Source organism: Amycolatopsis sp. NPDC051758, from assembly GCF_044453095.1.
Lineage (GTDB): Bacteria > Actinomycetota > Actinomycetes > Mycobacteriales > Pseudonocardiaceae > Amycolatopsis.
On record NZ_JBITCJ010000002.1, the window covers coordinates 1,164,573 to 1,190,288 of the forward strand.

A 25,716-nucleotide genomic window follows, 5' to 3' on the forward strand; every position below is an offset into this window, starting at 1 on the left:
CGATCTTGACGCCGCAGCAGCTTCCTCTTGCCGGACAAGGCAACCAGCTGATCGGCTCGGCTACTCGAACACTCCGAAGCCCGCGACGGCGTGGGCCCGGACGGCGTCCAGGTCGAGCTCCACGCCGATGCCGGGAGTGTCGGGCAGCGTGATGTAGCCGTCCTTGACGATCGAGCCGCTGCCGTCGGGGGCGTGGACGTAGCTGTCCCACACCGCGCGCTCCTCGAGGGCGTGCCATTCCTGGACCAGGAAGTTGGGGATCGCGCCGCACTGGTGCGACGTGGCCATCGTGCCCAGCGGCGTCGACACCAGGTGCGGTGCGAACGGGATGTAGTGCAGCTCCGCGAGGTTGGCGATCTTCTTGGCCTCCGCCAGACCACCGCACTTCGGGACGTCCGGCTCGATGACGTCCACCGCGCCGCGTTCGAGCAGCTCGCGGAATCCCCACCGCAGGTACAGGTTCTCGCCCGCGCAGATCGGGGTGCGGGTTTGTTCGCGCACCCGCACCAGCGCGTCGATGTTCTCCGCCGGCAGCGGTTCCTCCAGCCACATCAGGTGGAACGGCTCGAGCTCCCACGAAATCCGGCACGCGCTCGGCACGTCGTAGCGGGCGTGGAGGTCGATGGCCAGGTCGACGTCCGGTCCGATCGCTTCGCGGACGGCTGCCACGCGCTCGACCATCGAGCGCAGCTCGGCATTGGTGATCGTGTGGTTGAAATCGTCGAACTTGGCCGGGTGGTGCAGGTTGTCGATGTCGAACTTGATGGCGGTGAAGCCTTCGGCGACCATCCGCTGGGCCCGGTCGACGCACCCGGCGATCGAGCCCGCCGGGTCGTCGCCGTCGCCGCAGTCGGCGTAGAGGCGGATCCGGTCGCGGAACTTGCCGCCGAGCAGCCGGTACACCGGCTGGCCCGCGGCCTTGCCCGCGAGGTCCCACAGGGCGAGCTCGATCCCGGACAGGGCGATCACGAACACGCCGCTCTGGGCGCCCGCGAAGACCTTGCTGCGGCGTAGTTTCTCCCAGCAGCGCTCGACGTTGCGCGGGTCCTCGCCGATCAGGAGGGGGGTCAGGGACTTGATCATGCCGACGACGGCGTCCGCGCCGGCGTCGGGATTGGCCTCGCCGAACCCGCTGAGGCCCTCGTCGGTGTCGATCCGCACCAGCGTGGCCTGACCGTGGTAGGCCACCACCGCCGTCGTGACGTTCACGATCCGCATTGCTCTCCCGCCGCCGGGTAATGCGTCTGAAAGGGACTGTCGCGATGTCGAACTTGTCCTATAAGCTGATGACATGCCAAGGAGACAAGAGTCTCCGGACGCTGTCAAGGTCCGGACTCTTCCGGTGCAGGTGGCGGCCCACCTGACCCGGCGCATCGTCAAGGGCGAAATCGAGGACGGCCGGGCGCCGTCGGAGCTGGAGATCTCCCAGGAGTTCGGGGTCTCCCGGGTGGTGGCGCGGGAGACGCTCAAGATCCTCGCCTCGCTCGACATCGTCGACGTCGCGCAGGGTCGCCGCGTCGTGGTGCGCCCCCGCGCGGAGTGGGACTACCTGAACCCGTTGCTGATCGAGTGGCTGCCCACGGAGATCGTGGACGAGCTGCTGCAGGAACTGCACCAGATGCGCGTGCTGCTCGAGCCCGAACTCGCCGCGATGGCCGCGACCGGCATCACCGACGAGACGCTGGCCCGGCTCGGGAAGGAGATCGAGCGGATGTCGGCGCTCGAGGCGGATCCCGAGGCCTACCTCGAGGTCGACCACGAATTCCACATGGAGATCTGCCGGGCGGCCGACAACCGCATCCTCGACCGGATCATGTACTCCGCGCGCTGGCTGGGCACGGCCAGCCGGCGCCTCACCAACGAGGCGCCGGCCGGGCTGCGCCGCGCCACCACGCAGCACACGGAGATCTACGAGGCGCTCGTGGCGCGCGATCCGGCAGCGGCCCGCGCGGCGATGCGCAAGCACTTGAGCAACAACTACTCCACGCTCCTCGCGGAGAAGGAGCAGCGAAGCAAGCGGGCCGCCCGGCGGCGTTAGAACCCTGCACGACCGAGTTCCGGAACCGATGACGAGGACGGACGAGGCATGGCAGCATCCGCGATCCCGCCGATCCGGCTGGGGCTGATCGGCACCGGGCTCGCGGTCGAGAAGCTGCACTGGCCGGCGTTGCGCACGCTCGCCGACCGGTACGTGGTCACCGCGTTCACCGACTCCTCCGCCGAGCAGGGCACCAGGTTCGCCCGCTACAGCGGGACCGATCCGGCCCGGGCCACCGCCGACCGGGCCGCGTTGCTGGCCCGCGACGACGTGGACGCCGTGCTGATCTCGGTGCCGATCCCGCACCTGTACGAGGTGGCGCGCGACGCGCTCACGGCGGGCAAGGACGTGCTCTGCGAGAAGCCGGCCGGCGGCGACGCGGAGCAGGCCGCGGCCTTCCTCGCCCTGGCGGCCCTGCATCCGGACCGCACCTTCGTGGTGGGCGAGAACTACTTCTACCGCGACGACCTGCGCTACGCCCGCGCCTTGCTCGACAGCGGCGCGATCGGCCGCCCGCACCTGATGGCGTGGCGGCACGCCGGCCGGGTGATCCCCCGCGAGGGCGGGTTCACCGGCACACCGTGGCGGCACCGGCCGCAGTACCGCGGCGGGGTGCACCTCGACTTCGGCGTGCACCACATCGCCCAGATCCGGCTGCTCTGCGGTGACATCGCGCGGGTGCACGGCGCCGTGCAGACGGCCAACAGCACGATCGACGCACCGTCGGACCTCGCGCTCAACCTCGTCTTCACCGGAGGCGCCATCGGCAACTACACCGCGTCCTTCCCCGAAATCCCGGTGCCGCCCGAACCCAACGACATGCGGCTGTACGGCACCGAGGGTGTGCTCGTGCTCGCCGGGTCCGAGTCGGAGCGCCGCGTGACGCGCAGCGGTCCCGACGCCACCACCCACACCACCGTCTTCCGCGGCAGCGACAACGGCTACCGCGCGGAACTCGTCGACTTCGCCGATGCCGTGCAGTTCGGCGTGCGGCCGGTCGGCAGTGTGGCCCAGAGCGTGGCCAACACGATGGTCGTCCAGCGGGCGCTCGACTCCGCGGAACGGGCGGCCGCACTGGCACTCGACCCCGTGCCCGGTGCGGGCCCGGTGCCGCTGTGGCGGCCCCGTGGCTCGACCGGGCTGTTCGACGGGCTGCCAGGACAACGCACCAGCAGTTCGGCGTCCTTCGCCGCATGAACGACCCAGCTTTGAAGACTCGGCTTTGAAGACTCACAGCGGGGCACTCGCCTCGCTGTCCCGCCGGTTGCACCGTCGCCCCGTCGGTACGAGGAGTTGTCATGGAAGAGAAGAATGACCTGTCGAGGCGCACGTTCCTCGGGATGAGCGCGGGGGTCGGCGCACTGGGCGTGCTCGGTCTCGCCGGGTGCGGGAGCAGCCCCGCACCCGCACCGCAGGTCGACGTCCAAGTGCCCCAGGCGCTGCTCGACCAGGCGGCCAAGCTCCGCGGCGGGTCGGTGGGGATGCTGTCGCAGAAGCTGTACTCGGAGGCCGCCAACAAGGCGCTGGACAAGTCGCTGCAGGTGTTCGCGCAGGCCACCGGCACCACCGTCCGCAACGACCTGGTCTCCGGCGACGCCGGTGACATGGTCGCGAAGATGGACGCCGAGGTGAAGGCGGGCACCAACCGTGATCTGGCCTTCATGAGCGACCTGCGGTTCGTCGGCCAGCTCCACAACCTCGGCGCCCTCACCGACGTCACCGACGTGGTCAACGAGATGAAAGCGCTTTACGGGGAGCCCGCGACGGAGGCGACCAACTACTGCGTGTTCGACGGGCGCTGGTTCGCGATCCCCTACCACTTCATCGGGACCGGGATGTACCTGCGCAAGGACTGGTACACGGAGAAGGGCCTCCCGCTGAAGCCGTACTACACGTGGGAAGAGCTGCGCGACAACGCGTTGGCGGTCTCCGACCCGGCCAAGCGGCGCTTCGGCTGGGGGCTCACGGTGAACCGCTCCGGCGACGCCAACGGCTTCATCCAGAACGTCATCAGCACCTACGGCGGGGCGATCGCGGACAACACCGGCACGAAGGTGGTGTTCAACTCGCCGGAGACCGTCGAAGCCGTCACGTTCATCGGCGACATCTACACGAACCCGAAGTACGCGCCGATGCTGCCGCCCGGCATCGGCAGCTGGACCGACTCGAGCAACAACGAGAACTGGCTGGCCCAGATCCTGGGGCTCACGCTCAACCAGTTCAGCGTCTACGCCGACTCGAAGACCAAGAAGAACCCGGTCTACGGCAACACCCATCCGTTCAACGGCGCCACCGGACCGGCGCTCGACCGGCCGCTCGCCTACGGCCAGTCCAACTCGTTCGTCGTGTTCAAGGGGGCCAAGAACCCCGACCTCGCCAAGCTGGTGGCGAAGTTCATGGTCAGCGGGACCGCATTGCTCGGGGTGGCCAAGGAAGCACCGTGCCTGGTCAATCCCGCGTGGGACAAGGTGTGGGACTCCGACCCGTACTACACGACCGGTGACCCGGCTTTCGCCGCGCTGCGGGAGCAGACCCGCGCGACGCTCCCGATCAAGACCAAGACCGGCTACGCGTACCCCCAAACCCCGAGCCCCGGCGAGCAGTCCGCCATCGCCGCCTACCTGCTGACCGACATGATGCAGTCGGTCATCCAGGGGACCAAGCCGGCCGAGGCCGTGGCCGCGACGCACACCCGGATCGTGCAGATCTTCGAGCAACAGGGCTACCGGCAATGACCGTCCTGCGTCCGAAGACGACACCGCCGGCGCCGGCCCGTCCGGCGCCGGGCGGGTCGTCCTCGCTCACCCCGACCCAGCGGCGGCTCGGGCGCGACTGGCGCCTCGCCGCGGTGTTCATCGGGCCGACGCTGCTGCTGGTCGCCGGCCTGATCCTGGTCCCGATCATCAGCTCGGTCTTCACCAGCGCTACGGAACGCCACGGCGCGGAGACGGTCTTCGTCGGGCTGGACAACTACACCGCCCTCGTCGGCGACGCCCTGTTCCACAAAGGCGTGCTCAACTCGTTCGTCTTCACCGCCTACGCCGAGATCTTCAAGGTGGTCTTCGGCCTCATCGCGGCGCTGATGCTGCACCACATGCGCCGCGGCCGGGCGATCCTCGCCGGGGTGATCCTGCTGCCGTGGGTGATCCCGACGGTCGTCACGGCCTTCACCTGGCGCTCGCTGCTCGACCCGATCTTCGGCAGTGTCAACGTCCTGCTCACCGACTCCGGGATCGGGCCCGCCCTCGCCGCGATCGGGCTCGTCGACAAGTGGCCCGCGGAGTGGCTGTCCGATCCCGCGCTCGCGATGCCCGCGGTCATCCTGGTCAACGTCTGGAAGGGCATCCCGTTCTTCACGGTGACGTTCCTCGCCGGGCTCAAGGCCATCGACAGCAACCTTCACGAGGCGGCGATGATGGACGGCGCGTCGCCGTGGCAGCGCTTCGTGCACATCACGCTGCCGGGACTGCGGCCCGTCATGATCGTGACGGTGCTGCTGTCGTCGATCTGGACGTTCAACAACTTCGACCTGATCTGGCTGATGACCCAGGGCGGCCCGGGCGACGCCACCGCTCCGTACGTGATGGTGGCCTACTCGAAGGCCATCCAGCAGCTGCAGCCGGGTGCGGGCGCCGCGGTCACGCTGGTGATGCTGCCGATCATCGCGATCCTCGTGGTGATCCTCGTGCGGATGATGCGGCGCAGCGACCAGCCGGGCGCCGCGGACCTGGGGCGTCGGCGGCTGAGTCCGGCCCAGCGCCGGGCACTGCCGTGGGTGATCGTCGTGGGCTCGGCGCTGATCCTGGTCTGGGCGTCGCCGCACATAGTGTGGAAGGCCGCGCTCGTGCTGGGCGTGTTCGTGGTGCTCGCGGCCGTCGTCGGCCGGGTCGTCTCGGTGCTCGCCATCCGGGGCAACCGGCTGGCCGCCCGCCTGGTCGGGGGCACCGGCTCGGGGGTCGCGCTCGTGGGCCTGCTGGGCTTCGTGCTCGCCCCGCTCTACTGGATGACGGTCACGGCCTTCAAGTCCGACGACCAGATCGTCGCGCGCACCGACGACCTCTGGCCGACCCCGTGGACCACCGAGCAGTTCACCAACCTGTTCACCGGGACGTTCGGCACCTGGTACGTCAACACGATCCTGGTGTCGGTGGCGTCCACCGCAATCGCCCTGGTCTGCGCGGCGCTGGCCGGCTACGCCTTGGCACGGCTGAAGTTCCGGGGTTCGGAGAGCTTCACGGTGACGATCCTGCTCACCTACGTGATGCCGGGCGCGCTGCTGTTCATCCCGCTGTACCAGCTGATGAGCGGGATCGGGCTCAACGACTCGCTGTGGTCGCTCGTGCTCGCCTACCCGACGTTCACCCTGCCGTTCGCGACGTGGCTGCTCGTCGGTTACTTCAAGTCGATCCCGGCCGACCTCGAGGAGGCGGCGCTGGTCGACGGCTGCACGCGGTTCGGGGCGTTCCGCCGGATCGTGCTGCCACTGGCCAAGCCGGGCCTGCTCGCGGTCGCGCTGTTCACGCTCACCAACGCGTGGAACGAGTTCCTGTTCGCCTTCGTGTTCATCACCAAGGACGAATACAAGACGCTGCCCGTCGGCATGCAGTCGATGATCTTCGGCGACGTCGTGCCGCAGGGGCAGCTGGCCGCGGCCTCGCTGCTGGTCAGCATCCCGGTCGTGCTCATGTACGGGTTCGGGCAGCGGTTCCTGACCGAGGGCCTCACCGCGGGCGCGGTGAAGGGATGAGCGAGATCACCGAGGAGCACGTCGCGACGGCGTCCCGGCCGGGCAAGCTGCGCATCACCGACCTGCGCGTGGCGAACCTGGCGGGCGTGCCGTTCCGCTCGTCGATCATCCGGATCGACACCAACCAGGGACTCGTCGGTTACGGGGAGGTGCGCGACGGGGCCAGCGCCACCTACGCGCTCACGCTCAAGAGCCGGCTGGTCGGCGAAAACCCCTGCAACCTCGACAAGATCTTCCGCAAGATCAAGCAGTTCGGGTTCCACGGCCGTCAGGGCGGCGGGGTGTCCGGCGTCGAGATGGCGCTGATGGACCTCGCCGGCAAGGCGTACGGAGTGCCCGCGTACGCGCTGATCGGGGGCCGGTTCCGGGACGAGATCCGCTGCTACGCGGACACGCCGTCGCTGCCGGACCCGCACACGATGGGCGCCCGGCTGCTGGAGCGCAAGCAGCGCGGGTTCACGATGCTGAAGATGGACGTGGGTGTCGACCTGCTGTGGGACGTGCCGGGGGCGCTGATCGCGCCGCCGGGCGCCCGCGAGGACGTGACGACGATGCACCCGTTCACCGGCATCCAGGTCACCGCCAAGGGCGTGGACCATCTAGTGTCCTATGTGGACATCGTGCGCTCCGTCGTCGGCTACGACGTCGCGCTCGCCGCCGACCACTTCGGCCACATCGCCCTCGACTCGGGCATCCGGATCGGCCGCGCGCTGGAGCCGTTCACCCTGGCGTGGATCGAGGACCTGATCCCGTGGCAGCTGACCGGCCAGTGGCGCGAGCTCACCGCGGCCGTCGCCGTCCCGACGTGCACGGGTGAGGACATCTACCTGCTCGACGGCTTCCGGCCGTTGCTGGACGCCGGCGCCATCCGCGTGGTGCACCCCGACCCGGCGACGGCGGGCGGGATCGCGGAGACCAAGCGGATCGGCGACTACGCGCAGGAACGCGGGATCGCGATGGCGCTGCACCTGGCGGCGTCGCCGATCGCGACGATGGCGTGTGTGCACCTGGCCGCCGCCACGGAGAACTTCCTCGCCCTCGAACACCACGCGGCCGACGTCGAGTTCTGGAGCGACCTCGTCACCGCCCCGCTGATCCAGGACGGCCGCATCACCGTGCCGGACACACCGGGGTTGGGCTTCGGGGACGTCAACGAGGAGCTGCTGCGCCGCCACCTCGACCCGCGCGATCCGGTGTTCTTCGCCGAGACGAAGCACTGGGACGCGGAGTCGAGCCACGACCGCCTGTGGAGCTAGGCGCGGCCCTGTTCGGCCCGCCACCGCTCGTACTCGGGCCGGGCCTCGTCCGAAAGCGGGTAGTACAGCCGCATGTCGCCGCCTTCGGACAGCCGGATCCGGGAGAACTCCTCCCACTCCGCGTGTTCCTGAGCGTGGGCCACCAGGGCCGGGGCGAGCTTGACCGGCACCACGACCGCCCCGTCGTCGTCGGCGACGACGATGTCGCCCGGCTCGACGAGCGTGCCACCGCACGCCACCGGCACGTTGACGGCGGCCGGGACGATGTCGGTCTGGACGTGGAAGTTCGGGGTGGCGCCCCGGATCCACAGCCCGAGGCCGAGCTGCTTGGCCTCGCCGATGTCGCGCAGGCAGCCGTCGACGACCACACCGAGGCCGCCGCGGCCCTTGAAGTAGGTCAGCATCATCTCGCCGAACACCCCGCTGCTCATGTCGCCGCGCGCGTCGACGACGATCATGTCGCCGGGCTGGGCGTGGTACATGACGTGCCGGTGCAGCTGCTTCTCCGGTTCCTCGTACTCGTCGACCGGAAAGAGGTCCTCCCGCTTCGGCAGGAACTGCAGTGTCAGCGCCGGACCGGCCACGCGCACGCCGGGGGTCACCGAAACCGGCCCCCGGATGAATGCGCTGCGAATGCCCATGCGGCTGAGCTCACCGCTGGCCGTCGCGCTGCCGATGGCCGCGAGCGCCGCGCTGAGCTCGGCGGGCGGGCGGGCGATGTCGTGCGTCTCGACCACGTCGGTGGCTCCCTCGGATCCGCGCTGACCGTGAGTCTTGATCTCGATCCCAGCGTAGCCCGGTTCAGCGGGTCCGGCGGACGGTGCGGTCCAGGATTCCGAGGGTGGCTTTGAGGGCGGACACCGAGATCACCGGGAAGGCGACACGCTTGCGCCACTCCTCATCGACTTCCGACCAGTCGTAGTAGGAGGTGACGAGGGTGCCGTCTCGGTCAGGCGCCAGCCGGTAGCCGAAGACGTGCCGGGCGTGTGGCGCGACCCGGCCCTCGACGGTCCAGGCGATCTCCTCCCCCGGGACGAACTTGGTGATGACGACCTCGACGTCGTAGGTCCCCAGTGGAACGTCGCCGAGTGCTTCCCGGTCCATGTGGACCACGAACCGGTCGCCGGCCTGCGTGACCGGTGCACCTTCGGCGTCCATGAGCATGCCCGACGCGTCGATGGCCACGTGGCCCTTCGGGTCGGACAGGACCGCGAAGACGGCGCCGGCGGGGGCCGGGACGAACCGGGAGACTTCGATCCGTTCCGGGCCCGGCGTTTCCGCCGTGGCCATCAGGACGGCGCGACCGAGGATGTGCGACGCCATCGTGAAGCCGAGGACGGCCGGGGTGGCGTCGGCCGGGACGCCGATGGACTCCACGTCGAGGGCGTGCACCACGATGAAGTAGCGGTGGGGGCCGTGCCCGGCCGGTGGTGCGGCACCGACGAACTGTGCGAGTCGGGCATCGTTGGGGAGCTGCCAGGCACCTTCCGGCAGGCCCGAACCGGTGTTGTCGCCAGCGCCCTCGGGCAGCTCGGTGCAGGCGGCGGGAATGTCGGCGACCGCCCAGTGCCAGAACCCGGACCCGGTGGGGGCGTCGGGATCGTAGACGGTGACGGCGTAGCTCTTGGTGCCTTCGGGGGCTCCGCTCCAGGACAGCTGCGGCGAGAGGTCCTTCCCGCCGGGGAGGGCGGACGACAGTTGCTCGGGCGGCAAGGCCGCGCCCTCGGTGATCGTGGCGCCGGCCACGGTGAAGGTGGCTGTCTCGGGGAGCCGGGCGAACGGGTCGTTGCTGCTCATCGTGTGTTCCTTCCTGCTGCGTCGGGGAAGCGCCGACGCTCCTCGGTCACCTGATCGACCATAGCACGGATAATCGATTATCTGCCGGTTCGTCTATCCTCTTGCCATGATGCGAAGGACGGGCGCAGCGAGTTCGCCGGGCAAGCCGATGCTCTCGGAGCAGGTCTACGCAAATCTGCGGACCGCGATCATGCACGGCGCCCACGCACCCGGCGATGCCCTGAAGCCCCAGGATCTCGCCGTGGCGCAGGGGGTGAGCTTGGCGGTGGTGCGCGAGGCTCTGGTCCGCCTGGTCGGCGACGGCCTCGCCGACCGGCTGCCGAACCGCGGTTTTGCCGTCCCGGCGTTCTCCGACCGCCGCTGGCAGGAGATCGCGGAGGCTCGGCGGGCCGTCGAACCGGTGCTCCTGCGCATGTCCGTCGAGCGGGGTGATCTGGACTGGGAGGCCCGGGTGCGGGCCGCTCACCACCGCCTCGCCCGCACCCCGCCGTTCCTGCCCGAGGAAGGCGAGCACTACAGCGACGCCTGGTCCGAAGCGCACCGGATCTTCCACCGCACCCTGCTGGAGGGCTGCGGCAACACGATGCTCCTGGACACCTTCGACCGGATGTGGACCGCGAGCGAACTCGCTCGCCGCTGGTCGGCCCGCCGCAGGCCCGGCCGGGACCACCTCGCAGAACACCGCCGGCTGGAGGAGACCGCCCTGGCGCGCGACGCCGACGCCGCGGCTGCAGCGCTGGTCGAGCACCTCACCTTGACCGCCGACGGACTGGCCGAAGACACCCGGCGTGAAGCCACGACGAAGGCCTGACGCTCCTCAGTCCGGTGTCGAGCCAAGCAGCTCTTCCGCGGCGCGCGCGTGGTGGCTTTTCAGCTCGGTGTAGATGCCCAACGCCTGGCTCGCGTGCTCCCGGCTCGCGGCGTGGTCGCCGAGAACGTGGTGGAGCCGGGCGATCCCGTAGTGCGCGTGCGCTTGTTCGAGGGCGAAGCCGATTTCGCGGGCGAGCCCGAGCACTTGCCGGAACCGCTCGAGGGCGCGGTGCGGGTCGGGGTCCGCCGCCGCCATCCGGTTCAGGATCTCGACTTCGAGGCCGCGGTCCCCCAGGACGTGGGTCAGCTCCAGCGCGCGCTGGTAGCAGTCGTGGGCGTCGTCGTGGTTGCCCTGGGCCCGGTGCAGATCGGCGAGGCTGGTCAACGCCACACCGCCGAGCCCCGCGGAGTTCAGCTCCTGGGCGATGGTGATGCTGCGGTCGAGGTGCTCGATCGCGTCGTCGTGGCGGCCGAGCTTGCGGTAGCAGTCACCGAGGTTGTTGAGGGCGATGCCGTAGGTGGACCGGCCGTCCATGAGGCGGCTGACGTCGAGGGCGCGGGTGAAGTGCTCCAGCGCCTTGTCCTGGTCGCCGCGGTCGTCGTGGATGAATCCGAGGTTGGTGTTGGCCGCGTACTCCACGAGCGGGTCGTCGTGGGAGTGCTCGAGAGCGCGGTGCAGGTCGCGGAACGCCTCGTCGTGCCGGCCGAGGCGGATGAGGGCGAACCCGCGGCTGCAGAGCGCGTGGGCGTGGTCGACGGAGTCGGCGGCCGTCAGGTCGCGGGCCGCGGTGTGCAGCGTCAAGGCGTCCTGGTAGTGGCTGCGGTTGTCGAGGTACCGGTACAGCGTCGTGGACAGGTGGGTGACCACGCGCAGCCGGCCGTGGGCGGCCGCGTGCCGTGCCGCCGAGACCAGGTTCTCGCGTTCGGCGTCGAGCCAGGCGAGGGCGGCGTGGAAGTCGGGCAACGGCACCGTGGGCCCCGCCGGGGACGGGATCGGTGGCCTGCGGTGCCGCTCGTCCGGCGAGAACCTTTCGGCAGCAACGGAAGCCGCGTGACAGTAGTGGCCGAACAGGCGGGTCAGGGCGTCCCGCCGGTCGGGTTCCGTGGTGTGGGTGTGCGCGAGTTCGGTGGCGTAGAGGCGGGTGAGGTCGTGCATGCGGTAGCGCCCCGGCCGGTGCTGCTCGACCAGGCTGGCCAGCTCGAGCCCGGTGAGGGCGGTCCGGGTGCCGGCGCGTGACAGCCCGGTGAGCGCCGAGACCGCCGGCAGCGCGATGTCCGGGCCCGGCGCGAGACCGAGCAGCCGGAGCGTGGTCGCGGCCTGCGGGTCGAGCACGCGGGTGGAAGCGGAGAACACCGTGCGGAGGTTCCACGGCAGCTCGCCGGTGTCGAGCGCGTCCAGCCGGCCGGCGGGAACGCGCAGTTCGGCGGAGAAGCCGGCGAGCGGGAAGTCCGGGCGGGTCGCGGCCTGGGCGGCGACGATGCGCAGGGCCAGGGGCAGGCCCGCGCAGTGCTCGACGAGCTCGTCCGCGGCGCGCGGGTCGGCGTCCACCCGGGCCGCTCCGAGGTGCCGGACGAGGATCTCGCGTGCTTCCGGGGCGGCGAGGACGTCCAGCGGCAGCGGTCGCGCGCCGTGCGTGGCCAGCAGGGCGCTCATCCGGTGCCGGCTGGTGATCAGCACCGTGCCGGCCGAACCGCCGGGCAGCAACGGCGTGACCTGCGCGGTGTCGCGAGCGTTGTCGAGCACGACGAGGATGCGCCGGCCGGCGACCAGGCTCCGGTACAGCGCGGACCTGGCGTCGGTATCCGCCGGGATGGCGGCGGACGGCACACCGAGCGCGGTCAGGAATCCGTGCAGCGCCGACCCGGCCGGCACGACGTCCGCGGCCGGGTCGAACCCGCGCAGGTTCACGAACAGCTGGCCGTCGGGGAAGTCGTCGAGACGCTCGTCCGCCCACCGGAGCGCCAGCCCGGTCTTCCCGACCCCGCCACCACCGGACAGCACCCAGATCGCCGTTGATCCCGGTGCGCCGGACCGGTCGAGCACGCCGCTGAGCGCGGCGAGTTCGCGCGTGCGGCCGGCAAAAGCGGCCGGGGCGGCGGGCAGCTGGCGGGGCGTGACCCGCGGCGGTGCCGGCGGTGCGACCTCGGGACGGCCGGGTCCGGGACCGTCGAGTTCGGGGGCCGCGGACAGGATCTGCAGGTGCAGCTGCCGCAGCGCAGCGCCGGGGTCGGTGCCCAGCTCTTCGGCCAGCCGCAGCCGGACACCCTGGTAGTGCGCCAGGGCCTCGGACTGGCGGCCGCTGCGGTAGAGCGCGAGCATCAGCTGTCCGGCCGCTCGTTCGTCCAGCGGGTCCCGTTCCGCCTGCGTGGTCAGGGCCGGGACCAGACCGGCGTGGTGCCCGAGGCGCAACGCGAGGTCGTGCCGATCCAGCTCCGCGGCCCGGTGCAGCTGCCGCAACCGATCCCGCAGCGCGCACATCCAGGGTGTGTCCACCACCGCCACCGGCTCGCCGCACCACGCGTCGAGGGCGGCGGTGAACAGGTCCAGCGCGCGGCCGGGCTCAGCACAGCCCCGCGCCAGGGCAAGGTTGTTTTCGAACCGGTGAAGATCGACGGTCATCGGATCCGCGCTCAGCACGTACCCGTTGGGCTGCCGGCTGATGGCCACACCCTCGGCCGGCGCCAAGACACGGCGCAGCCGCGAAACGTAGCCGTACAGCGCTTCCCGAGGGCGACGTGGCAGCCGCTCGCCCCAAACGCGGCCGGCCAGCTCGTCGACGGGCACCGGCCGGTTGACGTCGGCGAGCAGCGCCACCAGCACCGCCCGCTGCCGGGCGAACCCGGCGTCCACCGCCTGCCCGGCCAAGCGCAGCTCGAGACCGCGCAGCAGACAGAACTCCACCGTCATGGCGCCCCCTCCGCGCACTCGCCGGATGGCACGGACCTGCGACTTCAAGGTTTCTCACCAGACTCCCACACAGATCCGGGCGTGACCATCGGGCCTCGACGAGAGGGGACCCCGATGACCGGGCTGCTGGAAATCGAAGCCGCTCGCCGGCTCGCCGCCGAACGTGCGCAGAGTTTGGCCACCGAGCTGGAGCGGGCGACGGACCGAACCCGGGAAGCCACGGCGCACCGAACGGCGGAAGCGTCCCGGAAGGACTGATCACCAGGAACGGGAACCGGCGCGCGCCGGGACGGGGAGCACCTACCCCCTGCCGCCCGCGGGGTACATCCGGTTGAACCGCGGCGGCGTGTAGGGCAGGTACCGTCCCGGCACGCCGTCCACGGCGGCCGCCAGGTGGTTCATCGTCGCCGGTGCCGTGTCGGGCCAGTGCCCGGTGCGCAGCCGGGTCAGCGTCCGGTCGATCGCCGCCTGCTGCTCGCCGGTGGTGTAAGTGCAGTGACCGGCGGTTCGGACGTAGGTCTGCCGCAGCAGGGACTCGTTGCCCGCCCGGCGGACCAGCGTGCCGTACGACTGCTGCTGGGCCACGGTCGAAATCTGGTCGCCGGTGCCGTTGACCGTGAGCACCGGGATCCGCAGGTCACCGGTGAACACGATGCCCCGCTCCAGGTAGCGGACGGCCGCGGGATCCGCGGCCACACGAGGTTCGGCGGCGAGCCGGCCGAGATCGGCGCGCAGGTCGAGCCCCGCCCGCTCGTACAGCCGTCGCACGGCGTTCTGCTGACTCGGTTCGGCCATCGTGAGCTGGCGTGCGTAGTCGACCCCCGTGTTCCACGACGGGTTCCCGCCCGCCAGCTGCTCGATCGCCCGCCGGCTGCTGACCGCCTGCCCCAGGTACGGCAGCGGCCCGCCCGCGAGCGCCAGGAACATTCCCTGCTCGACGCCGTCGGCGTCGCGGCCGTCCGGGACCGGGGTCGTCGTTCCGTCGGCGGCCAGGCCCCAGCCCGGCAGCTGGCCGATCGCCGCCGCGAGCGCGATCCGCGCCTGGCCCGCCGCGGTCGCCTGAGCCGACGTCATCGCCGAAATCCACTGCTGCTGGAGCCCGGGGACGTCGGCGGGGATGCCGGTCACCGGGAGGGCGGAGTTGCGGAACAACAGCGTCTTGAGCGTGAAGACGGTGTCGAGCTTCTGGTTCCACTGGCCCACCGCGCCGCCGAGGCCGCCGCACATCGGGATCGCCGCGTCGAACCGGCCGGGGTGCACCTGCGCGACGCCGGCGGCGACCATCCCGCCCATCGAGCGGCCTTCGGCGATCGTGAACCTGGCGCGGCCGAACGCGGTTTCGAAGCGGCCGAGCGCGGCCGCCTGGTTGTTGACGGCCTGCGCGATGTTCCAGCCGGTGACCGTGCGCGTGGTGCCGCCCACCGCGTAGCCGCGGTGCAGCAGGCTCGCGGTGAGCGGGCTCGAGAGTCCGCCCGCGGCGAAGTCGAGGTCCACCAGCACGGCGCCGTTCCACCGGTCCGGTTTGGCGAAGGTGTACGGCGTGCCGTCGGTCAGCTGCCCGTCGACACACCGCGCCGAGACGCCCGGACACGGGGTCTCGGCTTCGGCCGCGTGGGCTGTCGCGGGAAGCCCGGCAGCGAGCACCACGGCCACGGCCAACCCGCGAAGACGTAGGGATCTCATGCACTGCTCCTGTCAGAAGTTCTTGCTGGTGACCGTCCAGCCCGGGGTGGCGCACAGTCCGCAGTCCGGGCCGAGGAAGTAGTCCCGCGCGGCGCGGTTGCCGTTGAGGGTGAAGTCGAACCAGGCGACGAGGACCCGGACGGCCTCCTCGCGGACGCTCGGGTCGGGGTTGCCGGCCCGCTGGCCGTAGACGAACCCGGTGTGGCCGGCGGCCGGGTTGGTCGCCCGGACCGCGGGGACGGTGACGAGGTCGTAGTTCGCCCCGCTGTTGGGGTAGGCGACGTCGTCCGGGCCGCCGTCGGCGAACAGCACCGGGGTGTGCAGCTTCCGCAGGTTCTCCCGGCCGTAACCGAGGGTGCCGTCGGCGAAGAACCCGCTGTCCAGCGACAGCACCGACTTCACGCGCGGATCCGCACCTGCGACGAGCGCTTCGATGCCACCGCACGAGTGGCCGGTGACGCCGATCCGCCGCGTGTCGAGCCGGTCCCGCAAGGCACTCCCCCGGCGGCCGTTCTCGCGTTCGGCCCAGGTGATCGCGTCGGTGATCACCTTCGGTTCCGGACTGCCGTTCTCGGTCAGGGCGGGCTGGTCGAACCCGCCGACGGCGACCACGACGAACCCGTGCGCGGCGAGCAGCGTCTCGAGGGTCAGCAGCTCGTTGTTGCTCGTGTGCCGGCACGCGCCGTTGCCGAACACCACGACCGGCAGGCGGCCGCGCACCCGGTCCAGGTCGGCGGGCCGGTAGACGGTGTACTCGGCGGCGTAGTCCCCCGTCCGGGCCGCACCCTCGCGGACCACCGGGTGGAACACCGCGGACGCGGGCGGCGCCGGCGCGGAAGCGACTTCGGCCGCGGGGGAACCGGGGACGACCGCCGCCGTGACCGCGACGAGCACCGTCACCGCGGCCACGAGAGCGGGTCCGAAGATGGCGTTCTTCATCGGGAGTCCTTTCCGGACAGTAAGGGGCGTTACCGTGGCGTGGCCGCGTTGAAGACCGGCTTCGGGACCGAGACCTGGTTGAGCCCCCAGCGGGACATGATCCCGACGTACGTGCCGTCCTGGAAAAGCTCTTCGAACACCTGCTGCAGCACCGGGCCCAGCTTCGAGGACTTGGGGACGTACAACGCCAGGTCGTCCTTCGTCGCTCCCTGCGCTTCGGTCTGGGTGACGTACTTGTACGCACCTTGCTTCTGCTTCACGTCGATCGCCGCGGCCTCCGTCATGCCCGCGGCGTCCGCGCGGCCCGAGCGGGTGGCCAGCAGCGTGGCGTTGGTGTCGTCGAGGCCGACGGTCTGCGTGGCCTGGCGCTTGCTCTGCGTGCAGAAGCGGGACAGCTTGTTCAGCTGCTCTTCCACGACGCTGGCGGTCACCACCGCGATGCGCTTGCCGCAGAGGTCTTCGACCCGCGCGATCCCCGTCGACTCGCTCGGCAGCACGTAGGCCGTACGGGTGGTCATCCAGGTGATCGTGTCGAACTGCCGCTCGCGCTCGGCGGTGGCCTTGACCGGGCCGTTGAACGCGTCGTACCGGTTGCCCAGCATGCCTTGCAGCGCGGCCGGCAGCCCGGCGACGACGATGGTCTGTGTCTTGACCCCGAGCACCTGCCCGATCGCGGCCTGGAAGTCGGCGTCGATCCCGGTGACCGTCCCGTCCGGCGCGACCGTGCGATAGGGCGGATGGGAGTCACCGGCGAACCGGATCACCCCGGCGTCCTTGATCGCTTGCGGCAGCGCGTCGTGCAGGGACTGGGCCACCGGGAGGTCCGTCGCCGTCGCGAGGGTCGTGGGGCCGCTTCCCACCGTGCATCCGGTGGCGGCCAGCCCGAGGGCAGTGGTTGCGAGGATCATGCTTCGGCGTCGTTGACGAAGGAGGGATCGCATGGGAGGTCATCCTTGGCTAAGGTCGGCTGTCAGCTCTTCAAGTCGTCGAGCCACGCGGTCATCCGCGCGGTCAGGTCGGCGCCCGTGCGGGCGTCGACGTTGTCGGCGGGCAGTTCCAGCACCGGGATGCCCGCCGCGCGCAGGGCGCGGGTGGTGAAGTAGCTGCCGCGCGCGTCGTCGGAGACGAGGTGCACCACGCCGTCGACACCGTGGTGCCGGGCTTCCTTGACGTACCACTCGGCCGACCACGGCGGGGTGTAGAGCTGGTCGCTGAACGCGGCGAAGCGGGCGGCGAGGGCGCGCAGCGGGTCGTCGCCGTAGCGCAGGTAGCCGTCGGCCGCGATGGCGAGGTACATGGACCAGACGAAGACCGCGCCGTGCGAACGCTGGAACCGCTGGTAGAACTCGAGGTCGAACCACAACCCGCGGCCGACCCACATCAGCCGCAGCCGCTCGTCCGGGCACACCGCGACGCCGGTCTCGATCCGGTCGCGCACCTCGTCGTGGAACGCCCGCGCCGCGTCGCGCGCCCACTCGGTGCCGCGGTGCCACTGGGGCACCATGACGCTCGGGATGCCGTCGGTGACGGCGATCGGGCACGGCCGGGCGGCGGCGATCAGGTCGCGAGTGCGGCGGTTCCACTCCTGCTGTTCGTTGACCAGGTCCAGGACCTCGCGGAACCGGGTCTCGGAGAACACCCGGCCGGTGGTCTGCTCGAGGTACCGGATGAGCCCGGTCAGCTCGCCGGTCAGCAGGTCGAGGCGGTCGCTGCCGATCGCTTCTTCCCAGCGGTGCGGCATCAGCTCCCACCACCGCTCGGGCACGGCGTTCTCCGCCGCGCTTTCCAGCGGGTAGTAGGTGACGCCGGGCTGCGCGTCCCAGACGTCGAAGATCTTGCGGGACGCGTCGCCGGTGGTCTCGCCGAGCACGATCGACGGTGTCGGCAGCCCGCCCCACGGTGCCTGGCCCGGGTCATCCTCGAACGCGGACGCCAGCGAGGTGGCGCTGTACTGCTCGATGTAGTCGGGATAGCCGCGGTCCCGCAGCAGGCCGAGGTAGCGCTGGGTCTGGCGTTTCGCCGCGACGATCGAGGCCCACCACTGGTTGACGACGTACGGGATGCCCATCGTGCGGAAGATCTCCTGCGGCGCATCCGCGTTGACCAGCGCCAGCGGAGCACCGGCGGCGACCTCCGCCCGCATCGCGGCGAACCACTCGCGCTGGTGGGCGGTCGCGGTGGTCGCCGAGGCCAGCCGGGCGGTCATGCCGGGGCTCCCGCCGGGAGCAACGCCGCAAGCGCGTCCTCGGTCAGCTCGCCGTAGGGCTGACGCTCGGCCAAGACCGAACGGAGGCCTGTCGCGGCCCGCTGCTCCGGGAAGTCCCACGGCGGCGCGTCGTCGTGGACACGCGCGTAGGCGAACAGGACTTCCGCATCACAAGCGCGGGCGGCCGCGGCGGTGTGCGCGGCGCGAGCTCGGATCGACGCGCGCGGCGCGGAGGGGCCGTTGTGCTGGTAACGCTCGGCCAGCGCGAGTTCCGTCGGCGCCGCGCAGGTGCGGGCGAAGAGCAGCTCGCCCCAGTCGTGGTCCTCCCCCACGACGAGGAAACCGTTGCGCTCCAACGCCTGGTACACCGCCGGGTCGTCGTGGGAGCTTCCGGTGAGGAACAGCCGAATGCCGTCGGCCTCGGACGGGTCGGCGACCACACTGTCGGCGAGCGCGGTGGCCGCGGTGACCGGCAGCCTGGTGGTCGCCGCGACCAGCTCGAGAAACCGGGTGCCGCTCAGCCGGTTCGCCCGGCGCAGGGCAGCGACCCGGGTCAGCGATCGCCGCAGCGTGTCGTGGGCGGTGATCGCCGCGGCGAGGTCGTCGTCACCGATGGGCCGCCACCGGCCCAGCCACTCGCGCAGCTGCGCGATCTTCGCATGAACGTACCGGGTGGTCGTGTGGTGCGGCAGGTGCAGGACGTCCACCAGGCGCACCGGCGGCAGCCGCAGCTCCGGCTCGACCCGGTGCAGCTCCCGCAGGGCGTAGAACAGCCGCAGTGAAGCTTCGCAATCGCGGGAGACCACGATGGCTTCGAGCGGCCCGTAGGCGCCAGTGAGGATCCGCGTCAGGATCGACCGGGCGACCGGGTCCACGCCGCGGCCGAGGTAGCGGTCGCCCAGCGTGCTGTCCTCGCCGGGCTTCCCGGCCAGCCGCACGGGCAGCAACCCCGCCGCGGTGATCAGCTCGACCGGTACGTCGGCGCCGACGTACCCCACCGTCGGCGCGCTCAAATGACCGCCTCCGCCACCAGCTCCGCCAGCTGCTCTTCGGTGTAGCCGAGCAGCTCGCGGTAGACGTGGTTGTTGTGCTCCCCGAGCCCCGGCGCCGGCCGCTCGAGGGAGACGCGGGCGCCGGAGAACCGGATCGGCACCCCGGTGCCGGCCAGGTCGGCCACCGCGCCGTGACGCGGGTGCGTCAGCGGCACGACCTCCTCGCGGGCCAGCACCAGCGGGTCGCGGACCGCTTCACGCGGCTCGCGGACCTCGGCCGCGGGCACCCCCTCGGCGGTGAACGCGGCGAGGATCTCCTCCAGTGGGCGCACCCGGCACCACTCGCGGATGAGGTCGTGGAGCTCGTCCGCGGCGCGGACTCGCTGGTCACGCGTGCGGTAACGCTCGTCCTCGGCCAGGTCCGGCCGCCCGATCGCCCGGAGCACGCCGTGGGCGAACGCGTCCGTGGGCGCGCAAAGGGCGAGATAGCCGTCCAGAGCCGGCAGGATCCCGAACGGCGCCAGCCGCGGCACCATCGACCCGGTGCGCTGGGGCAGGCCGACCGCGTCGAAGGCGTCGAACGGCTCGCACGCGACCAACGAGGTCAGCGCGCCGAGCATCGACACGTCGACATGCTGGCCCTCACCGGTGTGCTCGGCCTGCAGCAACGCGGACACCGTGCCGACCACCGCGAACAGCGGGGCCAGCAGGTCGCCGATCGGCAGGCCGAACCGGACCGGGCCCTCGTCGGGCTCGCCGGCGGTCATCATCACGCCGCTCAGCGCCTGGATGATCGAGTCCATCGCCTTGCCCGAACCCGGGCCGCCCTGGGCGCCGAACCCGCTGATCGAGGTGTAGACGAGCCGGGGGTTGATCTCGCGGATCTGCGCGTAGGAGATGCCGAGCCGGTCGGTGACGCCCGGGCTGTAGTTCTCCACCAGCACGTCGGCGTCGCGGACGAGGTCGGTGAACACCGCGTGGGAGCGCGGGTTCTTGAGGTCGAGGGTGACGCTGAGCTTGTTGCGGCCGCGCAGCAGCATCGACACCGAGAGGTCGTCCTCGTGCTTTCGGGCGAGGTTGAGGCCGTCGCGGCCGACGTAGGGCGCGTTGTTGCGGGACGAATCCCCGCCCGTGGCCGGGTTCTCGACCTTGATCACGGTGGCCCCGAGCCCGGCGAGCAGGAGCGTCGCGTACGGCCCGGCGAGCGCGGTGGTCAGGTCGACGACGGTGCGGCCGGCCAGTGGCTGGTCGGTCATGAGGGAACCCCTTCGGAGAGATCGACGAGCACTTCGGTGCCGCGGGTGGTGAACCGGCCGTTGAGGCGGGCCCCGCGGGTGATGTCCTCGACGTACTTCGCCACGGCCTCGCCTTCCGGCGTGCCGCCGACCGGCACCGGCCGGCCCTGGTCGTCGATCCAGCACGGGACGAAGCCGGCCTCACGCAGCCCGGTCTCGTCGAAGCGGCAGAAGGCGATGGCGGTGTTGCGGCTTTCGGGGTGGAACGGGAAGAACGGCATGTCCGGGTCGGGCGCGAAGCCGTAGAGCTTCGTCCGGCGTTCGGCCCAGGCACGCAGTTCGTCCGCGCCGACACCGGCTCCCGGGGTCAGCGCGTGGGTGACCGTGGCGAAGTTGCCGAGCCCGTGGTAGATCGGGTGTCCTTTGTAGACTTCAATGCCGCGCATGATGTGCGGATGGTGGGAAAACACCGCGTCGGCACCGGCGTCGACCGCCGCGCGGGCGACCGGGCTTTCGTACATCGCGACGACCACCGGGGTGTGCCCGACGCCCTTGTGCAGCGAGACGAGCACCACGTCGACCTCGGCTCGCAGGCTGCGGATGTCTTCGGCCATCGCCTCCAGGCTGTCGGGGTCGGCGAAGGTGTAGATCTTCGGCGGGCCGCCCGGGCTCGCGTGGTCGAGTTCGTAGTGGGTGAGCACGTGGACGTAGGCGCAGCCGGGCTTGCGGGACGTCGCCCAGGAGTCGCGCGGGCCGACGCAGTTGTAGGACAGCACGCCGATCCGCAGGCCACCCCGGTCGACGATCGCCGGGCGCCTCGCCTGCACGAGGTCCGGCCCGGCGCCGGCCGTCACCATCCCCGCCGCACGCGAATAGGCGATGGTGTCGGCCAGTCCCCCGTCGCCGGCGTCGTAGACGTGGTTGCCCGCCAGCGTGACCACCGCGAACCCGGCGCCGGCCACCGCTTTCAGCGCCTCCGGGTCCGCCGGGGGCGCGGGGACGTCGGTGCTGCGCTGGACCGCTGTGGTCGAATGCGGCACCTCGACGTGCCCGATCGCCAGGTCCATGCCGCGCAGCACCGGCGCGGCCGGGGCGAGGAAGAACTCCGGATCCGGCTCGTCCAGGATGAGGTCGCCGACGGCGCCGACAGTGATCACGAAACACCCTCCTTTTCGGACAGATGACGAGACAGGAAGGCCCGCAGCCGGTCGGTCCGCGGGTGCGCGAACAACTCGCCCGGCGGGCCCTCCTCGACGATCCGGCCCGCTTCCATGAACACGCACCGGTCGGCCACCTCGCGCGCGAAGGCCATCTCGTGGGTGACCACGACCATCGTGGTCCCCGCCGCGGCGAGGGTCCGCAGCACGGCCAGGACCTCGTCGACCAGCTCCGGGTCGAGCGCGCTGGTCGGCTCGTCGAACAGCATGACCCGCGGCCGGACCAGCACGGCCCGCGCGATGGCGACCCGCTGCTGCTGCCCGCCCGAAAGCTGTCGCGGGTAGTGGCCCTCGCGGCCGGCCAGGCCGATCCGCTCCAGCAGTTCACGCGCCTCTTGCTCCACAGTGGACCGGTCGCGCCCGTGGACGCGGATCGCCGCGTCGGTCACGTTGCGCAGCACGGTGAACTGCGGGAACAGGTTGAACTGCTGGAAGACCATGCTCATCCGGCGGCGCTGGGCGGCGATCCGCCGTTCGTTCAGGGCACGCAGGCCGCCCGGGGAGCGCCGGTGGCCGAGCAGCTCGCCGTCGAGGTACATCGCGCCGCCGTCGATCGACTCCAGCTGGTGCGCGCACCGGACGAGCGTCGACTTGCCCGAGCCCGACGGTCCGATCACCACGACCGTCTCCCCCTCGCGCACGTCGAGGCTGACGCCCGCGAGCGCGGTCACCGGCCCGAACTCCTTGCGGACCTCGCTGATCCGCAGCACCGGCTCGGTCATCGGTTCCTCCTCGGTGCGACGGGGAGGTGACCGCGGGAGAACCGGCGCTCCAGCCGGCGCTGCCCGGCGGTCAAGAGGGTGACGACGACCAGGTACCAGAAGCAGGCGACCAGCAGCATCGGCACGATCTCGTAGGTGCGGTTGTAGATCACCTGCACCGCGTGCAGCAGGTCCGACATCGCGATGACCGACACCAGCGCGGTGCCCTTGAGCACGTTGATGAACTGGCTGCCCGCGGGCGGGATGATGACACGCATCGCCTGCGGCAGCACGATCCTCAGCAGCGTCTGCCCCGGGGTGTAGCCCATCGCCCGGGCGGCGTCGCGCTGGCCGGGGTCGACCGACGACACCCCGGCCCGGAAGATCTCGGCCAGGTAGGCCGATTCGACCAGGGACAAGCCGATGACCGCGGCGGTCAGCGGCGTGATGACGGTGTTGGCGTCCCACGTCCCGAAGACCGGGCCGAAGGGGATGCCGAGGGACAGCTTCGGCAGCAGGTAGGCGAGGTTGAACCAGAAGATCAGCTGCACCAGCGGCGGGATGCCGCGGAACAGGCCCACCCACAGCGTCGCCACCCAGCGGGCGGGCCCGAACCCGCTCAGCTGCATGGCCGCGACCACCCCGCCGGCCAGCGAGCCGAGCACCATCGCCGCGACCGCGAGCAGCACCGTGGTGCCCAGGCCCGCCATTACGCTCTTCTCGAAGAGGTACTTCGCGACGACGTCCCACTGGAACCGGTTGTTGCCGACCAGGAAGACGACCAGCTGGGCGAGCAGCACCACCAGCACGAGCACGAACAACCAGCGCAGCGGGCGGAAGCGGCCGCGGGCCGAAGCGACGTCGTCGGGGGACGTCGCCGTCTCCTCCACAGTGGACATCGCGGTCATTTCGCCGACGCCACGTCGAACAGCGGCTGCGGGACCGTGACGTCGCCCAGGCCCCACTTCTGCATGATCCGGGTGTAGGTGCCGTTGCGGAACAGCTCCTCGAAGGCCTTCTGCAGCACCGGGCCGAGCTTCCCGGCCTTCGGGGTGTAGAGCGCGAGGTTGTCCTTCGTGGCGCCCTGCTCCTCGGTCTGCGTCACGTATTCGTACTGTCCCTTTTGCTGGGTGGTCACGTCGATCGCGGCGGCCTGGGTCATCCCGGCGGCGTCGGCGCGGCCGGACTTCGCGGCCAGCAGGGTGGCGTTCGTGTCGTCGAGCCCCACCACCTGCACGGCCGGCCGCTGACTGCCCTGGCAGAAGGTGGACAGCTTGGCGAGCTGGTCCTCCACCACGCTGGCGGTGACCACCGCGACCCGCTTGCCGCACAGGTCGGCGGCCTGCTTGACACCGGCGGCGGAGCCTTCGGGGATCACGTAGGAGGTGCGGGTGGTCATCCAGGTGACGGTGTCGAACTGCTTCTCCCGTTCGGCGGTGGCTTTGACGGGCCCGTTGAAGGCCTCGTAACGGCCGCTGAGCATGCCCTGCAGCGCGGCCGGGAGGCCGCTGACGATGGTGATTTCCGTGCGCACGCCCAGGAGCTGGCCGAGCGCCTCCTGGAAGTCGTGGTCGATGCCGGTCACCGTTTTGCCGTCCGGGCCGACGGTGCGGTACGGCGGGTGGGAGTCCCCGGCGAACCGGAGGACGCCGGAGTCCTTGACCGCCTGCGGCAGCTGGTCGTGCAGCGCCTGGTCGGCGGTCAGGGCGGCGGCCGTGGGCGCCGTGGCCGCGCCCTCGTCGACCGTGCAGCCGGCCAGGACGAGCCCGGCGGCGGCCACGGCGAGCGAGCTTCGACGCCATTGACGAAGTGAGGAACCCATGTCGTTTTCTTCCTGCGGAAGGCCACCCTGAACAGGCGGCGCGGGAACCTGAAGGATCGATTGGTTGCTATCTGCGCGCCGATCGTCGCATGATGTGTCGCGTGATTCAACCCCTCGGTGCGTCCACCCGGACCGCACTGCCACCATGGACACCTGCGGCGGGCGACCCCGGCCGGCCGCCGGACCGAGCCGCGGAAGAGGCGAGCGCGCGATGACAGCCACGTCCTCGGGGCCGCTGCCCCGCTCCCAGCAGGGAGCCGAACCCCAGCTGCTGCTGACGTCCCTGCTCGGCGACTTCTGGTACTGGCGCGACGAGCACATCCCGTCGGCCGCGCTGGTGGAACTGCTCGGCGAGTTCGACATCAGCGCGGCGAGCGCGCGGGCGGCGATCCGCCGTCTCGCCGCCCGCGGCCTGCTCACCGTGTCGCGAAGCGGGCGGACGACCGCCTACGGCATCCCCGCCCGGACGTCCGAGGTGATCATCGAGCGCACCCAGCGGATGCTGACCTTCGGCACCACCGCGCCCGACTGGGACGGGCAGTGGACCGTGGTCACCTTCTCGGTGCCGGAACAAGACCGCGGGCTGCGCACGGCCTTGCGTTCGCGGCTGCGGGTCCTGCGCTTCGCCGCCCTCTACGACGGGGTGTGGGTCAGCCCGCACGACCTGACCGGGCCCGCGCTCACTGCACTGCGCGAGCTCGACCTCCGGAGCGCGACGGTCTTCCGCGCCACCGAGGTCCCCGGTTCGAGCGCGGCGGTCGCGGCGTTCGACCTCGAGCCCCTCGCCCGGGAGTACGAACAGTTCGTCGAGCGCTACGAGCAGGTGCTCACCGGCCTGGACGCCGGCCTGATCAGCCCGGCGCAGGCCCTGCGCACGCGCACCGAACTGCGCGTGGACTGGCGCCACTTCCCGGAGACCGACCCCGACCTGCCCGCCGAGCTGCTGCCGGCCGACTGGGCCCGCGACCGGGCCCAGAAGGTGTTCCTGCAGATCTACGACCGCCTCGGCCCGCTCGCCGAGCTCCGGTTCCGGCAGGTGCTGGCCGCCACCGACCCCGCGCTGGCCGAGTTCGCCACCCACCACGACTCCGTGCAGGTGGCCGCGTTGTTCGCCGACCTGGGCGACCGCCATCCCTCCGGCGACACGCCGTTCGAGCAGGCCGCCGAAGCCCGCCGCCTGGACGACGCGCGCCACCGGTGAGCGGCACTTTCCGCATCGCACGTGCCGGCACGTGTTTCGGGCCCGGGTCCGAAAGTCGATCGAAACTCTTTGCCTGGTGAGGAAGCGCCGTGCTCTGCTGCTCGCAGTAAGTGAGCGTCATCAGATCGTCCAGGTCACCGGCGACCTGGTGCCCGTTCCGGCGG

22 protein-coding genes are annotated in these 25,716 nt (G+C 71.1%); 8 read left to right on the forward strand and 14 right to left on the reverse strand.

Annotated features, from left to right (window positions below; genetic code table 11):
- Positions 1–60: 60 nt before the first annotated feature.
- Positions 61–1,218 carry a mandelate racemase/muconate lactonizing enzyme family protein gene (locus tag ACIA5G_RS14410; RefSeq protein WP_395923323.1) on the reverse strand — a complete coding sequence of 386 codons (1,158 nt, stop codon included), beginning with the start codon at positions 1,216–1,218 and terminating at the stop codon, positions 61–63.
- A gap of 73 nt (positions 1,219–1,291) precedes the next feature.
- Between ACIA5G_RS14410 and ACIA5G_RS14415 the strand changes: the two genes are divergently transcribed.
- The 5 genes from ACIA5G_RS14415 (at position 1,292) to ACIA5G_RS14435 (ending at position 8,041) form a co-directional block, all read left to right on the forward strand.
- A complete protein-coding gene (locus ACIA5G_RS14415) occupies positions 1,292–2,038 on the forward strand; it encodes a FadR/GntR family transcriptional regulator (protein ID WP_395923324.1) in 747 nt (248 codons plus the stop codon).
- 48 nt (positions 2,039–2,086) lie between these two features.
- A complete protein-coding gene (locus ACIA5G_RS14420) occupies positions 2,087–3,235 on the forward strand; it encodes a Gfo/Idh/MocA family protein (RefSeq protein ID WP_395923325.1) in 1,149 nt (382 codons plus the stop codon).
- A gap of 101 nt (positions 3,236–3,336) precedes the next feature.
- Positions 3,337–4,773, forward strand: coding sequence for an extracellular solute-binding protein (locus ACIA5G_RS14425; RefSeq protein ID WP_395923326.1), 1,437 nt, complete (start codon positions 3,337–3,339; stop codon positions 4,771–4,773).
- Positions 4,770–6,785: an ABC transporter permease subunit gene (locus ACIA5G_RS14430; RefSeq protein WP_395923327.1), complete on the forward strand. Its 2,016-nt coding sequence runs from the start codon at positions 4,770–4,772 to the stop codon at positions 6,783–6,785. Before ACIA5G_RS14425 ends, ACIA5G_RS14430 begins: the two co-directional genes overlap by 4 nt.
- Positions 6,782–8,041 (forward strand): mandelate racemase/muconate lactonizing enzyme family protein, encoded by a 1,260-nt coding sequence (locus ACIA5G_RS14435; RefSeq protein ID WP_395923328.1) that lies wholly within the window; start codon positions 6,782–6,784, stop codon positions 8,039–8,041. Before ACIA5G_RS14430 ends, ACIA5G_RS14435 begins: the two co-directional genes overlap by 4 nt.
- On the opposite strand, the gene ACIA5G_RS14440 is transcribed toward ACIA5G_RS14435, so the two are convergent.
- Together ACIA5G_RS14440 and ACIA5G_RS14445 are read right to left on the reverse strand one after the other, a co-directional pair.
- On the reverse strand, positions 8,038–8,778 hold the full coding sequence (locus ACIA5G_RS14440; RefSeq protein ID WP_395923329.1) for a ribonuclease activity regulator RraA: 741 nt from the start codon (positions 8,776–8,778) through the stop codon (positions 8,038–8,040). The two genes, ACIA5G_RS14435 and ACIA5G_RS14440, sit on opposite strands and share 4 nt — an antisense overlap.
- A gap of 64 nt (positions 8,779–8,842) precedes the next feature.
- The gene (locus tag ACIA5G_RS14445; RefSeq protein WP_395923330.1) at positions 8,843–9,838 is read right to left on the reverse strand and encodes a YbhB/YbcL family Raf kinase inhibitor-like protein; all 996 of its coding nucleotides are present in this window, start codon (positions 9,836–9,838) and stop codon (positions 8,843–8,845) included.
- 148 nt (positions 9,839–9,986) lie between these two features.
- Between ACIA5G_RS14445 and ACIA5G_RS14450 the strand changes: the two genes are divergently transcribed.
- The gene (locus ACIA5G_RS14450) at positions 9,987–10,649 is read left to right on the forward strand and encodes a GntR family transcriptional regulator (RefSeq protein ID WP_395923524.1); all 663 of its coding nucleotides are present in this window, start codon (positions 9,987–9,989) and stop codon (positions 10,647–10,649) included.
- Between the two features lie 6 nt (positions 10,650–10,655).
- Here the strand turns inward: ACIA5G_RS14450 and ACIA5G_RS14455 are convergent, their stop codons facing one another.
- A complete protein-coding gene (locus ACIA5G_RS14455) occupies positions 10,656–13,556 on the reverse strand; it encodes a BTAD domain-containing putative transcriptional regulator (protein ID WP_395923331.1) in 2,901 nt (966 codons plus the stop codon).
- 114 nt (positions 13,557–13,670) lie between these two features.
- On the opposite strand from ACIA5G_RS14455, the gene ACIA5G_RS14460 reads away from it, so the two are divergent.
- Positions 13,671–13,814, forward strand: a complete 144-nt coding sequence (locus tag ACIA5G_RS14460; protein WP_395923332.1) for a hypothetical protein — start codon at positions 13,671–13,673, stop codon at positions 13,812–13,814.
- 42 nt (positions 13,815–13,856) lie between these two features.
- Here ACIA5G_RS14460 and ACIA5G_RS14465 read toward each other — a convergent pair whose 3' ends face one another.
- The 10 genes from ACIA5G_RS14465 to ACIA5G_RS14510 form a co-directional block, all read right to left on the reverse strand.
- Positions 13,857–15,239 carry a DUF6351 family protein gene (locus ACIA5G_RS14465; protein ID WP_395923333.1) on the reverse strand — a complete coding sequence of 461 codons (1,383 nt, stop codon included), beginning with the start codon at positions 15,237–15,239 and terminating at the stop codon, positions 13,857–13,859.
- A 12-nt stretch (positions 15,240–15,251) separates the two neighbouring features.
- The gene (locus ACIA5G_RS14470) at positions 15,252–16,178 is read right to left on the reverse strand and encodes a hypothetical protein (protein WP_395923334.1); all 927 of its coding nucleotides are present in this window, start codon (positions 16,176–16,178) and stop codon (positions 15,252–15,254) included.
- A gap of 29 nt (positions 16,179–16,207) precedes the next feature.
- On the reverse strand, positions 16,208–17,086 hold the full coding sequence (locus ACIA5G_RS14475; protein WP_395923335.1) for a transporter substrate-binding domain-containing protein: 879 nt from the start codon (positions 17,084–17,086) through the stop codon (positions 16,208–16,210).
- A gap of 62 nt (positions 17,087–17,148) precedes the next feature.
- On the reverse strand, positions 17,149–18,384 hold the full coding sequence (locus ACIA5G_RS14480) for a 2-hydroxyacyl-CoA dehydratase (RefSeq protein ID WP_395923336.1): 1,236 nt from the start codon (positions 18,382–18,384) through the stop codon (positions 17,149–17,151).
- On the reverse strand, positions 18,381–19,397 hold the full coding sequence (locus ACIA5G_RS14485) for a 2-hydroxyacyl-CoA dehydratase (protein WP_395923337.1): 1,017 nt from the start codon (positions 19,395–19,397) through the stop codon (positions 18,381–18,383). Before ACIA5G_RS14485 ends, ACIA5G_RS14480 begins: the two co-directional genes overlap by 4 nt.
- Positions 19,394–20,632 (reverse strand): CaiB/BaiF CoA transferase family protein, encoded by a 1,239-nt coding sequence (locus ACIA5G_RS14490; RefSeq protein ID WP_395923338.1) that lies wholly within the window; start codon positions 20,630–20,632, stop codon positions 19,394–19,396. The genes ACIA5G_RS14485 and ACIA5G_RS14490 overlap by 4 nt, the downstream gene beginning before the upstream one ends.
- Entirely contained in the window at positions 20,629–21,768 is a 1,140-nt protein-coding gene (locus tag ACIA5G_RS14495; protein WP_395923339.1) for a CapA family protein, read from the reverse strand. Before ACIA5G_RS14495 ends, ACIA5G_RS14490 begins: the two co-directional genes overlap by 4 nt.
- Positions 21,765–22,550: an amino acid ABC transporter ATP-binding protein gene (locus ACIA5G_RS14500; protein WP_395923340.1), complete on the reverse strand. Its 786-nt coding sequence runs from the start codon at positions 22,548–22,550 to the stop codon at positions 21,765–21,767. The genes ACIA5G_RS14495 and ACIA5G_RS14500 overlap by 4 nt, the downstream gene beginning before the upstream one ends.
- Complete coding sequence (locus ACIA5G_RS14505) at positions 22,547–23,437, reverse strand: amino acid ABC transporter permease (RefSeq protein ID WP_395923341.1); 891 nt, start codon at positions 23,435–23,437, stop codon at positions 22,547–22,549. The genes ACIA5G_RS14500 and ACIA5G_RS14505 overlap by 4 nt, the downstream gene beginning before the upstream one ends.
- Positions 23,434–24,351, reverse strand: coding sequence for a transporter substrate-binding domain-containing protein (locus ACIA5G_RS14510; RefSeq protein WP_395923342.1), 918 nt, complete (start codon positions 24,349–24,351; stop codon positions 23,434–23,436). Before ACIA5G_RS14510 ends, ACIA5G_RS14505 begins: the two co-directional genes overlap by 4 nt.
- A 211-nt stretch (positions 24,352–24,562) precedes the next feature.
- Between ACIA5G_RS14510 and ACIA5G_RS14515 the strand changes: the two genes are divergently transcribed.
- A complete protein-coding gene (locus ACIA5G_RS14515) occupies positions 24,563–25,552 on the forward strand; it encodes a PaaX family transcriptional regulator C-terminal domain-containing protein (protein ID WP_395923343.1) in 990 nt (329 codons plus the stop codon).
- Positions 25,553–25,716 lie beyond the last annotated feature (164 nt).

What these genes read in the sequence shown, in the direction of transcription:
- ACIA5G_RS14420 (WP_395923325.1), top strand. Translation starts at nt 2,087, where the DNA reads ATGGCAGCATCCGCGATCCCGCCGATCCGGCTGGGGCTGATCGGCACC.
- ACIA5G_RS14430 (WP_395923327.1), top strand. Translation starts at nt 4,770, where the DNA reads ATGACCGTCCTGCGTCCGAAGACGACACCGCCGGCGCCGGCCCGTCCG.
- ACIA5G_RS14415 (WP_395923324.1), top strand. Translation starts at nt 1,292, where the DNA reads ATGCCAAGGAGACAAGAGTCTCCGGACGCTGTCAAGGTCCGGACTCTT.
- ACIA5G_RS14510 (WP_395923342.1), bottom strand. Translation starts at nt 24,351, where the DNA reads ATGGGTTCCTCACTTCGTCAATGGCGTCGAAGCTCGCTCGCCGTGGCC.
- ACIA5G_RS14480 (WP_395923336.1), bottom strand. Translation starts at nt 18,384, where the DNA reads ATGACCGCCCGGCTGGCCTCGGCGACCACCGCGACCGCCCACCAGCGC.
- ACIA5G_RS14410 (WP_395923323.1), bottom strand. Translation starts at nt 1,218, where the DNA reads ATGCGGATCGTGAACGTCACGACGGCGGTGGTGGCCTACCACGGTCAG.
- ACIA5G_RS14490 (WP_395923338.1), bottom strand. Translation starts at nt 20,632, where the DNA reads ATGACCGACCAGCCACTGGCCGGCCGCACCGTCGTCGACCTGACCACC.
- ACIA5G_RS14435 (WP_395923328.1), top strand. Translation starts at nt 6,782, where the DNA reads ATGAGCGAGATCACCGAGGAGCACGTCGCGACGGCGTCCCGGCCGGGC.
- ACIA5G_RS14500 (WP_395923340.1), bottom strand. Translation starts at nt 22,550, where the DNA reads ATGACCGAGCCGGTGCTGCGGATCAGCGAGGTCCGCAAGGAGTTCGGG.
- ACIA5G_RS14445 (WP_395923330.1), bottom strand. Translation starts at nt 9,838, where the DNA reads ATGAGCAGCAACGACCCGTTCGCCCGGCTCCCCGAGACAGCCACCTTC.
- ACIA5G_RS14465 (WP_395923333.1), bottom strand. Translation starts at nt 15,239, where the DNA reads ATGAGATCCCTACGTCTTCGCGGGTTGGCCGTGGCCGTGGTGCTCGCT.
- ACIA5G_RS14470 (WP_395923334.1), bottom strand. Translation starts at nt 16,178, where the DNA reads ATGAAGAACGCCATCTTCGGACCCGCTCTCGTGGCCGCGGTGACGGTG.
- ACIA5G_RS14475 (WP_395923335.1), bottom strand. Translation starts at nt 17,086, where the DNA reads ATGATCCTCGCAACCACTGCCCTCGGGCTGGCCGCCACCGGATGCACG.
- ACIA5G_RS14455 (WP_395923331.1), bottom strand. Translation starts at nt 13,556, where the DNA reads ATGACGGTGGAGTTCTGTCTGCTGCGCGGTCTCGAGCTGCGCTTGGCC.
- ACIA5G_RS14450 (WP_395923524.1), top strand. Translation starts at nt 9,987, where the DNA reads ATGCTCTCGGAGCAGGTCTACGCAAATCTGCGGACCGCGATCATGCAC.
- ACIA5G_RS14505 (WP_395923341.1), bottom strand. Translation starts at nt 23,437, where the DNA reads ATGACCGCGATGTCCACTGTGGAGGAGACGGCGACGTCCCCCGACGAC.
- ACIA5G_RS14460 (WP_395923332.1), top strand. Translation starts at nt 13,671, where the DNA reads ATGACCGGGCTGCTGGAAATCGAAGCCGCTCGCCGGCTCGCCGCCGAA.
- ACIA5G_RS14425 (WP_395923326.1), top strand. Translation starts at nt 3,337, where the DNA reads ATGGAAGAGAAGAATGACCTGTCGAGGCGCACGTTCCTCGGGATGAGC.
- ACIA5G_RS14515 (WP_395923343.1), top strand. Translation starts at nt 24,563, where the DNA reads ATGACAGCCACGTCCTCGGGGCCGCTGCCCCGCTCCCAGCAGGGAGCC.